Raw genomic sequence first — 9,255 nt, forward strand, 5'->3', positions numbered from 1 at the left:
CTGCGAGCCCTCGCCCGCCGTCCCGTCGGCGGCCACGGCGGTGCGGGCGGCGTCGGCGAGGGCTCGCAGGTCCTCGGGGCCGCGGGGGTCGCGGCCCAGGTGCGGCAGCTCGCACAGCGGGACGGACTCGGCCTCGCACTTCTCCCGCAGCGCGGCGAGCGCGGTCTGCTGCTGTCCGGCCAGCGCGGTCAGCCAGCTGTCCGAGGAGCCGGTGGGCAGCAGCCGGTTGGCGACGACGGACTCCAGCGCGAGCCCGTGCAGCCGCAGCCCGGCCCCCGCGGTGCGCAGGTCCTCGGCGGCGAGCGGGCCCGGCTCGGTGACGAGCCGGACGACCGTCGTCGGGGACTCGACGATCCGCTGCACTCCGGCCAGTTCGTCCGACCAGCGGCCGGCGGCCTCGTAGAGCCACTGGGCGGGCATGGGGGCGCCCGCGAGCTGGGCCAGCAGGGGGCGCAGGGCGCGGGCGGCCTGGCGCTCGGCGGGTACGAGCCGGCGCAGATAGCGGCGCAGCTGTTCGGGCAGTGCGAGCAGGTTGAGGCCCTCGGGCGCCGCGGGCATGTCGGCGACGACGATGTCCCAGCCGCCCCCCGCACTCTGTCCGGTGCCGCCCTGGTGGGCGGTGTGCAGGGCGCGCAGCAGTGCGAAGGTGCCGGCGCCGGGGAGCTCGGTCAGCTCGTCCTCGTCCAGCGGTACGGCACCGAGCAGATCGAGCGCGGTCTTGCCGCGCGTCTGGAGAGCGACGGCCTGCCTGCGGAACTCCTCCCCGGAGTCGATCCGCAGCAGCCACAGCCCGGCCGCACCGGCGACCGGTTCGGGCCTGCCGGGGTCCGGCTCCCGGGGCGGCTGCGGGGCCGACTGTGCGCCTGACGCCTCGGACGGGTCCGTGCCCAGCAGCGCGGCCAGCCGGCGTGCGGGCTCCGCGCTCAGCAGCAGGGTGCGGTGGCCCTGGGCCGCGGCGGCGCAGGCGGTGGCGGCGGCCACCGTGGTACGTCCCGCACCGCCCGCTCCGGTGACCAGGACCGTCTGCGGGCCCGGACCGTCGGAGTACGCCGACCCGGTACCGGGGCCCGCCGCGCCGGTCAGTTGCCGTCCTTGGAGGCCGCGGCGCCGCCTGCCTCGACACGCTTCTTCAGCCCGTCGAGTGCGCGGTCGATGATGACCTTCTCGGCCTTGCGCTTGATCATCCCGAGCATGGGGATCTTGACGTCGACGGTGAGCTGGTACATGACTTCGGTCCGCTCGCCGCCGGCCAGCGGGGTGAGGCGGTAGACGCCGTCCAGGGAGCGCAGCATCTGGGATTTGACCAGCGACCAGCGCACCTCCTGGGGCTCCGGTTCCCCGATCCACTCGTAGGCGAGGGTGTGCTCGTCCTTGATGGCTCCGGCGTCCAGCAGCAGGCGCACCTGCTCGGCGCGGCCCTGCTCGTCCCGGCCGAGGACCTCGGCCTCCTTCACCTCGCCGGCCCACTCCGGGTAGCGGGGGAAGTCGGAGATCACGTTCATCACGGCCTCGGGTGCCGCGTCAACGGTGATGCTCGAGCTGGTGTGTTCCGCCATCGCCATGGCCCTCCGATATACCCGTGTCTGAAATGCCCGCAATGATGTGGAACGACCGTGCGGGATACCCGCCGTGGCGCGGGGAAGCGTCTGCGGGGGAAGGCTACCGCGCGCCCGTCCGCCCCGGGGCCGCGCGGGTCACCACTCCAGCACCCAGGGCACCCCGGTCGCGTTGAAGTGGCCGACGTTGACGCACTCGGTGGCGCCTATCCGCATGCGCCGGGCCAGCGGCTGGTGGACATGGCCGAAAAGGTGGTAGCGCGGACGCAGCGTACGCACGGCCTCCAGCAGGTGCGGACTTCCGCGCTCGAAGCGGCGCGCGACGGTGTCGTAGCACAACTCGGGCACTTCCGGCGGAATGTGGGTGCACAGCACGTCGACCTCCCCCAGCGCGGCCACCTTCGCCGCGTAGGCCTCGTCGTCGATCTCGTAGGGGGTGCGCATCGGCGTACGCAGTCCGCCGCCGACGAAGCCGAAGCGCCATCCGCCGATCACCACCGTCTCACCGTCCAGGACGTTCACGCCCGGACGCGCGTACTCGGGCCACAGGGGCGGCATGTCGACGTTGCCGTACGTGGCGTACGTGGGCGTGGGGAACGCCGCGAACAGTTCGGCGTACTGCTTGCGCACCGCCGCCTCCATCGCCGTATCGCGATCGAGTCCGGCCCACAGCTGCCGGGAGAGGGTGCGGGCCTCGGCGAAGCGGCGGGCCGTACGCAGGGCGACGATGCGGTCCGCGTTCTCCACGCCGAACAGGTCGGGAAAGATGCCGCGCGAGTGATCGGCGTAGTCGAGGAAGAGGATGAGGTCTCCCAGGCACAGCAGCGCGTCTGCGCCCTCGCCCGCCTTCGCGAGGTCCGCGCTGTTGCCGTGTACGTCGCTGACCACATGGACTCGCATGCGCCCACCCTAGATCGCCCCGCACACCGCGGGGAGGGCGCAGCCGCGGGAGAGCATCCGCGCGGACATGCGGCGCCGTTCTGCCGGTCGGTGACTGAAAAGCGCCGTACGCCCGCTCTTTCCGCTCCCTCCCCCTCGCGACTTCCGTGTCCCCGAACGCCTCGACTAGGCTGCTATCAGCCATCTCCACCTGTGACGCACAAGACATCTGAGCGTCACCCTCTACCCCTGCCCCCATACCGATGGGTAACGTCCGGGCCGTCATTCTTCCAGGATCGTTCGCCGACCCTGGACCGAGCCAATGGAGGCCGACCCCCCGCGGCCCCTGTTGGCGCGCCGACGAGGAGCAGCAGTCTTGCGCGAGTACAGCCTTCCGGCCCTCTACGAAGTCCCCGCAGAGGGAAATCTGACGGACCTCATCCGCCGGAACGCGGCTCAGCACCCGGACCTCCCCGTCATGGGGCGCAAGCGCGACGGCCGGTGGGAGGACCTGACGGCTGCCGCGTTCCTCGCCGAGGTACGGCAGGCCGCCAAGGGTCTGATCGCCGCGGGCGTCGAGCCCGGCGACCGGGTGGGACTGATGTCGCGCACCCGCTACGAGTGGACACTGCTGGACTTCGCCATCTGGAGCGCGGGCGGCGTCACCGTGCCCGTCTACGAGACCAGCTCGCCCGAGCAGATCAGCTGGATCCTCGGCGACTCGGGCGCCGTCGCGGCCGTGGTGGAGACCGACAGCCACGCGGCGGCCGTCCACTCCGTCCGCGACCGGCTGCCCGAACTGCGCGAGGTGTGGCAGATCGAGCCCGCGACGGGCGCCGAGCAGAGCGAGGGCGCCGTCGCACGACTCGCCGCCCTCGGCGCCGGGATCAGCGACGAACTGGTGGAGGAGCGCAGCTCCGTCGCCGACGCCGACTCACCCGCCACCATCGTCTACACCTCCGGCACCACCGGGCGCCCCAAGGGCTGTGTCCTCACCCACCGCAGCTTCTTCGCGGAGTGCGGGAACGTGGTCGAGCGGCTGCGCCCGATGTTCCGGCCCGGCGAGGGGTCGGTGCTGCTCTTCCTGCCGGTCGCCCACGTCTTCGGCCGGCTGGTGCAGGTGGCGGCCGTGATGGCGCCGATCAAACTGGGGCACGTCTCGGACCTGAAGACCCTCACCGACGAACTCGGCTCCTTCCGGCCGACGATGGTGCTGGGCGTCCCGCGCGTCTTCGAGAAGGTCTTCAACTCCGCGCGGGCACAGGCCGTCGCGGGCGGCAAGGGCAAGATCTTCGACAAGGCCGCCGAGGTGGCCGGTGCCTACAGCCGCGCCCTGGACGACCCGGCCGGCCCCTCCCTCAAACTGCGGATCCAGCACAAGGTCTTCGACAAACTGGTCTACAGCAAGCTCCGCTCGGTGCTGGGCGGGCGGGCCACCCACGCCATCTCCGGCGGCGCGCCGCTGGGTTCGCGGCTGGGCCACTTCTTCCGCGGTGTCGGCTTCACCGTGCTGGAGGGGTACGGGCTCACCGAGTCCTGCGCAGCGACCGCCTTCAACCCCTACGACCGTCCCAAGATCGGTACGGTGGGGCAGCCGCTGCCCGGCTCCGTCATCCGGATCGCCGACGACGGCGAGGTCCTGCTGCACGGCGAGCACCTGTTCACCGGCTACTGGAACAACCAGCAGGCCAGCGACGAGTCCCTGGCCGACGGCTGGTTCCACACCGGTGACCTGGGCACGCTGGATGTGGACGGCTATCTGACCATCACCGGGCGCAAGAAGGAGATCCTGGTGACCGCGGGCGGCAAGAACGTCGCCCCCGCCGTCATCGAGGACCGCATCCGCGCCCACGCGCTGGTCGCGGAGTGCATGGTCGTCGGTGACGGGCGCCCCTTCGTCGGCGCCCTGCTGACCGTGGACGAGGAGTTCCTGCCCCGCTGGGCGGCCGAGCACGGCAAGGAGCACCTCGGCCACGAGCAGCTGCTGGCCGACGCCGAGCTGCTCGCCGAGCTGCAGTCCGCCGTGGACGAGGGCAACAAGGCCGTCTCCAAGGCCGAGTCGGTCCGCAAGTTCCGGGTGCTGCGGGAGCAGTTCACCGAGGACTCCGGCCATGTCACCCCCTCCTTGAAATTGAAGCGGGGCGTGGTCGCCAAGGACTTCGCCGATGAGATCGAGGCGCTGTACGCGTAGTCGCGCGGCACCGCTGCACCGCTGCACGGGCTCGCCGCGCTCAGCGGCCCCGTACGGACCCGCTGCAGGCTCTCGGCCTACGCCGTTCCGGTCACGGGCCGCCCCTGGTTGTCGTCGGCGGTCCACGGCTTGCTCGCGGCCTCTCCCGCCCCCCGCGCCCCGGTCGGGGCCGCGAGCCGGGCCGCCAGTTCGGTGACCGCCTCGCGCGCCGCGGCCAGCGAGCGGGCGGCCTGCGGCCGGAGCGGGGCCATCCGGGGCACGTCCCCGGCCCGGGTCAGCTCGGCGGTCACGAAGTGCAGCTGCTGAGCGGGCACTCCGCGGTCGGTGAAGTACCCCCGCAGATACGGAACCTGGAAGTCCAGGCCCGCACGCGGGGCACCGGGACCGTAGCCGCCGCCACGTGCGCCGACGACCACGACGTGCTTGTCCCGCAGCAGGCTGTCCCCCGTCCCGGGGTCGAGGAGGGCGCCGGGGAAACTGACGCGGTCGATCCACGCCATCAGTGCGGCGGGCACCGTCAGGTTGTACATGGGCACCCCCAGCAGCAGGACGTCCGCCGCGAGCACCTCCTCGACCAGCGGCAGCGTCGTCCGCCATACGCGCTCGTCCTCGGCGTCCCTGACCAGCGCGGCCACCTGGTCGGCCGCGACCGTGCCGTGGCGCTCCACCCAGTACCCGAAGCGGGCGTAGGCGGCCGTGACGAGAGGGACGGGCTCGGCCGCCAGGTCCCGGTAGCGGTAGCCGCACGGGGTGTCGCCGTACCGCTCGCGCCAGCTGTCGGCGAACAGCGCGGTCAGCTGCCTGCTGACGGACTCGCCGGCCGGGCTCACGCTGGCGTCGAGATGCAGCAGGGACGGCGTGGGCGCGTCGTGCTTCATGATTCGGGTCACTGTTCTGGTCACTTCTTTCCCGTCGGACACGTCGGTGAAGGTGACGGACCGCGCGAGGGAAAGGTGACCGATGGACGAGCTGACCGGGCTGGCCGGGCGATTCGAAAAGAACCGCGGCCAGCTGCTGGCCGTCTCCTACCGGATGCTCGGCACGCTCAGCGAGGCGGAGGACGCCGTGCAGGAGGCCTGGCTGAGGCTGAGTCGTACGGACGCCGACTCCATCGACAATCTGCCCGCCTGGCTGCGTACCGTCGTCTCCCGCGTGTGTCTGGACATGCTGCGCGCCCGCGCCGCCCGCCCCGAGGAGCCGGTGGGAGGGCAGGTGCCGGAAGGCTTCCCGCAGGAGGAGCGCGATGGTCCGGAGGAGGAGGTGGTGCTGGCCGACTCGGTGGGCAGGGCACTGCTCGTCGTCCTGGGCACGCTCGGCCCCGCCGAGCGGGTCGCGTTCGTGCTGCACGACATGTTCGCCGTGCCGTTCGAGCAGATCGCGCCGCTGGTCGAACGTTCCCCGGTCGCCACGAAGAAGCTCGCCAGCCGCGCCCGCAGCCGGGTACGGGGCACACCCGCCCTGCCCGCCGGAGAGGTGGCCGAGCAGCGCTCGCTCGTCGAGGCGTTCCTGGCCGCCGCACGCGGCGGGGACCTGTCCGCGCTGCTCACCGTGCTCGCGCCCGATGTGGTGCGGCGCAGCGATCCGGCCGTACTGCCCGCGGGCGCCGCCGAGCTGGTGCGGGGGGCGGACGCCGTGGCGCGGGGCACGGTGCTGCTGGCCCAGCGGTCGCGGTACGCGCAGACCGCGCTGGTGGACGGGGTCGTGGGAGCCGTCGTGGCGCCGCGCGGACGGCTGCTGTGCGCGCTCACGTTCGGTTGCGAGGCCGGCCGGATCGCGGAGTACGAGGTGATCGCGGACCCGGCGCGGCTCGCCGGTCTGGAGCTGGCGCTGCTCGATCCGGTACCGGCCGCGGCCGGCAACGGTTGAGCGCGGGCCGGGCTCACAGCAGTTCGCGCAGCTTCTCGGCGAGCAGGTCCCAGCGCCAGCGCTCCTCGACCCAGCGGCGGCCCCTGGCACCCATGCGGGAGCGCAGTTCGGGATCGCGGAGCAGTTCGACCAACCGGTCGGCCGTCTGCTCCGGGTCGCCGCCGGGAACGACCCAGCCGGTCTCGCCGGGCAGCACGGCGTCCGGCGCTCCCCCGGAGTCGCCGGCCACGACGGGCAGTCCGGTGGCGGAGGCCTCCAGATAGACGATGCCGAGCCCTTCCACGTCCAGCCCGCCCCGGCGGGTGCGGCACGGCATCGCGAAGACGTCACCCGCGCCGTAGTGCGCGGGCAGTTCCTCCCAGCCGACCGGGCCGGTGAAGTGCACGGCGTCGGTCAGCCCCCGGGAGGCGGCCAGCTTCTCCAGCTCGGCGCGGTAGGGGCCGCCGCCGACGATCAGCAGCACCGCTTCGGGTACGGCCTCCAGCACCCGGGGCATGGCCTCGATGAGGGTGTCCTGGCCCTTGCGGCGGACGAGACGGGAGACGCAGACGACGACGGGCCGGTCGGTCAGTCCGAGCCGGGCGCGCACCGCGTCGCCGCCGGAGCCGGGGTGGAAGGTCTTCTCGTCCACGCCGGGCGGCAGCTGCGCCATCCGCGCGGCGGCCTCGCCGGTGAGGGCGCGGGCGATCCTGCGGCGGGTGTACTCGCCGAGGTAGGTGAGGGTGTCGGTCTCCTCGCCGATCCGCCGCAGCAGGCTGCGGGCCGCCGGGAGCTGCGCCCAGCCCGCCTCGTGGCCGTGCGTGGTCGCCACGATCCGCTCGGCGCCCGCCTTGCGCAGTGCGGGCGCCATCAGCCCCAGTGGAGCGGCGGCGCCGAACCACACCGCGCGGCAGTCGTGCTCGCGCAGCAGCGAGACGGCACGCTTGGTCACGCGCCGAGTGGGCAGCAGCATCGTCGTACGGTCGCGGACGACCGTGAAGGGCTGCTCGGCGTCGAACGCCGCCGTGGCTTCCGCGCCCTCCGCTCCCCGCTTCCAGGTGGAGGCGTAGACGACGACCCGGTCCGGGTCCAGGCGCAGCGCCATGCTGTGCAGGAACGCCTGGATGCCGCCGGGGCGGGGCGGGAAGTCGTTGGTGACGATCAGGGTCTTGGGCATCGTCTTGGGCATCGCGGCTGACAGTACCGCGTGCCGGGACGGGCCGGGCGGGCAGAGTGTGGTGGGAAGGACAGGGGTGCGGGGCGAGGTGAACAGAGTCCGCGGTGCGGTGGTGCCCGGGCTGGTGTGGGCGGCCACCCGGGTGGTGCTGCTGCTGTACGTGTGCAAGGTGTTGACCGTGCCCGGCGGTATGGACATCACCTCCGACGTCTCGGTGATCTACCACGGCTGGTTCGACCGGCTGAGCGACGGAACCTTTCCGTCCGGTGATGTGACATGGCAGTACCCGCCCGCCGCGGCCCTGGTGATCCTCTCTCCCGGGCTGCTCACCGGGGTCGGTCTGCTCGACTACACCTCCGCGTTCTTCGCGCTCGCCTGCGCCGCCGACGCGCTGGTGTTCGGACTGCTGCTGTACGCCGTACGACAGCGCGGCCCGCGGGACGCGGAAGCCGGCACCCGGCGGCGCGCCGGGGTGTGGGCGTGGGTCGTCGGGGTGCCGCTGCTGGGACCGACGGCGTACGCGCGCTACGACCTGATGGTCACGGCACTCGCCGTCGCCGCGCTGCTGGCCGCCGTCCGGCATCCCCGGACCGCGGGGGTGCTGGCCGGGGTGGGCGCCTTGGTGAAGGTGTGGCCGGTGCTGTTGCTGCTCGGTACGCCGCGCGGCCGGGCGACGCGGATCATCTGGCTGAGCGCGCTCGTGACCGTAGCGGTGGTGACGGCCGGCTTCGCCGCCACGATGCCGGGTGCGCTGGACTTCCTGTCCGCGCAGGGCGGCCGGGGCACCGAGGTGGAATCGGTCTCCTCGCTGGCGCTGCACGCCGCCCGGCAGTTCGGCTGGGAGGGCCAGGTGCTGCTGCGCTACGGCTCCATGGAGTTCGTGGGGCCGGGCGTGCGGACGGTGAGCAACGTGGCCGTCGTACTGACGGGCGCGGGTTTCGGGTGGCTGGTGCTGTGGCGGCTGCGGGCCCGCACCTGGACCCCCGCCACCGTGGCGGACACCGCGTTCACCGCCGTGCTGGTCTTCGTCGTCACCAGCCGGGTGCTGAGCCCGCAGTATCTGGTCTGGCTGGTGGGGCTGGCGGCGGTCTGTCTGACCCTGCGGGCCAGCCGGCAGGCCCTGCCCGGCTGGCTGGTGGTCGTGGCCGCCGGACTGACGCAGTTGGAGTTCCCCGTCTGGTTCGCGGACGTGGTGGCCAGCGAGGGGAAGGGGGTGCTGGTGCTGGCCGCGCGGAATGTGCTGCTGGTGGTGGCGACCGTGATCGCCGGTGTCCGGCTGTGGCGCTCCACCGCGGCGGCGCGCTCCGCGGTGCCGCCGCGGGAGCGGGTGGAGCCTGGGCCCCGCGCTCGGGGCGCGGCTCCTTCGCCCCCTCAGGCCGAGGCCCTTCCCCGCCGGGCGGTGCCTCAGCCGGCGTCGGGAGCCAGCTGCCGGCGGAGGTAGGCCTGCCAGCGCTCGGTGAATTCCGCCTGCCCCGTGCCCAGGACGGACCGGAGCGCCGCGTCGGCGTCGGGACGGCCGCCCTTGTGCTCGCGGCCCGCGCGCTCGTAGAGGGCGAGCAGTTCGCCGGTGCCCCACTCCTCGGCGATCATGCGGCAGGCCAGCCAGC

At 73.1% G+C, this 9,255-nt stretch carries 8 protein-coding genes and 1 pseudogene; 3 read left to right on the forward strand and 6 right to left on the reverse strand.

Features of this window, described 5'->3' with window-relative positions:
• The 3 genes from KBY19_RS34675 to KBY19_RS34685 all read right to left on the reverse strand — a co-directional run.
• Positions 1-1,017, reverse strand: a 1,017-nt coding sequence (locus KBY19_RS34675; RefSeq protein WP_210967429.1) for an ArsA family ATPase, incomplete at its 3' end; no start/stop codon positions are given.
• Positions 1,018-1,079: 62 nt separating this feature from the next.
• Complete coding sequence (locus KBY19_RS34680; RefSeq protein WP_099886430.1) at positions 1,080-1,556, reverse strand: SRPBCC family protein; 477 nt, start codon at positions 1,554-1,556, stop codon at positions 1,080-1,082.
• 138 nt (positions 1,557-1,694) lie between these two features.
• On the reverse strand, positions 1,695-2,456 hold the full coding sequence (locus tag KBY19_RS34685; RefSeq protein WP_210967427.1) for a metallophosphoesterase: 762 nt from the start codon (positions 2,454-2,456) through the stop codon (positions 1,695-1,697).
• A gap of 355 nt (positions 2,457-2,811) precedes the next feature.
• Here KBY19_RS34685 and KBY19_RS34690 point away from each other — a divergent pair, with 355 nt between their 5' ends.
• Complete coding sequence (locus KBY19_RS34690) at positions 2,812-4,626, forward strand: long-chain fatty acid--CoA ligase (RefSeq protein ID WP_099879953.1); 1,815 nt, start codon at positions 2,812-2,814, stop codon at positions 4,624-4,626.
• A 77-nt stretch (positions 4,627-4,703) separates the two neighbouring features.
• On the opposite strand, the gene KBY19_RS34695 is transcribed toward KBY19_RS34690, so the two are convergent.
• Positions 4,704-5,516 carry an NAD(P)H-dependent oxidoreductase gene (locus KBY19_RS34695; protein ID WP_307843698.1) on the reverse strand — a complete coding sequence of 271 codons (813 nt, stop codon included), beginning with the start codon at positions 5,514-5,516 and terminating at the stop codon, positions 4,704-4,706.
• A 70-nt stretch (positions 5,517-5,586) separates the two neighbouring features.
• Between KBY19_RS34695 and KBY19_RS34700 the strand changes: the two genes are divergently transcribed.
• Complete coding sequence (locus tag KBY19_RS34700) at positions 5,587-6,492, forward strand: sigma-70 family RNA polymerase sigma factor (protein ID WP_185016654.1); 906 nt, start codon at positions 5,587-5,589, stop codon at positions 6,490-6,492.
• Positions 6,493-6,505: 13 nt separating this feature from the next.
• Here KBY19_RS34700 and KBY19_RS34705 read toward each other — a convergent pair whose 3' ends face one another.
• Positions 6,506-7,648, reverse strand: a complete 1,143-nt coding sequence (locus tag KBY19_RS34705; protein ID WP_099879960.1) for a glycosyltransferase family 4 protein — start codon at positions 7,646-7,648, stop codon at positions 6,506-6,508.
• 88 nt (positions 7,649-7,736) lie between these two features.
• Between KBY19_RS34705 and KBY19_RS34710 the strand changes: the two genes are divergently transcribed.
• Entirely contained in the window at positions 7,737-9,089 is a 1,353-nt protein-coding gene (locus KBY19_RS34710; protein WP_307843699.1) for a glycosyltransferase family 87 protein, read from the forward strand.
• Here KBY19_RS34710 and KBY19_RS34715 read toward each other — a convergent pair.
• Positions 9,053-9,255, reverse strand: a pseudogene (locus tag KBY19_RS34715) (hypothetical protein); the annotation flags it as partial. The gene KBY19_RS34710 and the pseudogene KBY19_RS34715 sit on opposite strands and share 37 nt — an antisense overlap.

The sequence above is a fragment of the Streptomyces sp. B15 genome, assembly GCF_018070605.1.
GTDB classification, from domain to species: Bacteria; Actinomycetota; Actinomycetes; order Streptomycetales; family Streptomycetaceae; genus Streptomyces; species Streptomyces smyrnaeus.

Coding starts and splice junctions, on each gene's coding strand:
- KBY19_RS34680 (WP_099886430.1), bottom strand. CDS start 1,556: ATGGCGGAACACACCAGCTCGAGCATCACCGTTGACGCGGCACCCGAG.
- KBY19_RS34685 (WP_210967427.1), bottom strand. CDS start 2,456: ATGCGAGTCCATGTGGTCAGCGACGTACACGGCAACAGCGCGGACCTC.
- KBY19_RS34700 (WP_185016654.1), top strand. CDS start 5,587: ATGGACGAGCTGACCGGGCTGGCCGGGCGATTCGAAAAGAACCGCGGC.
- KBY19_RS34705 (WP_099879960.1), bottom strand. CDS start 7,648: ATGCCCAAGACCCTGATCGTCACCAACGACTTCCCGCCCCGCCCCGGC.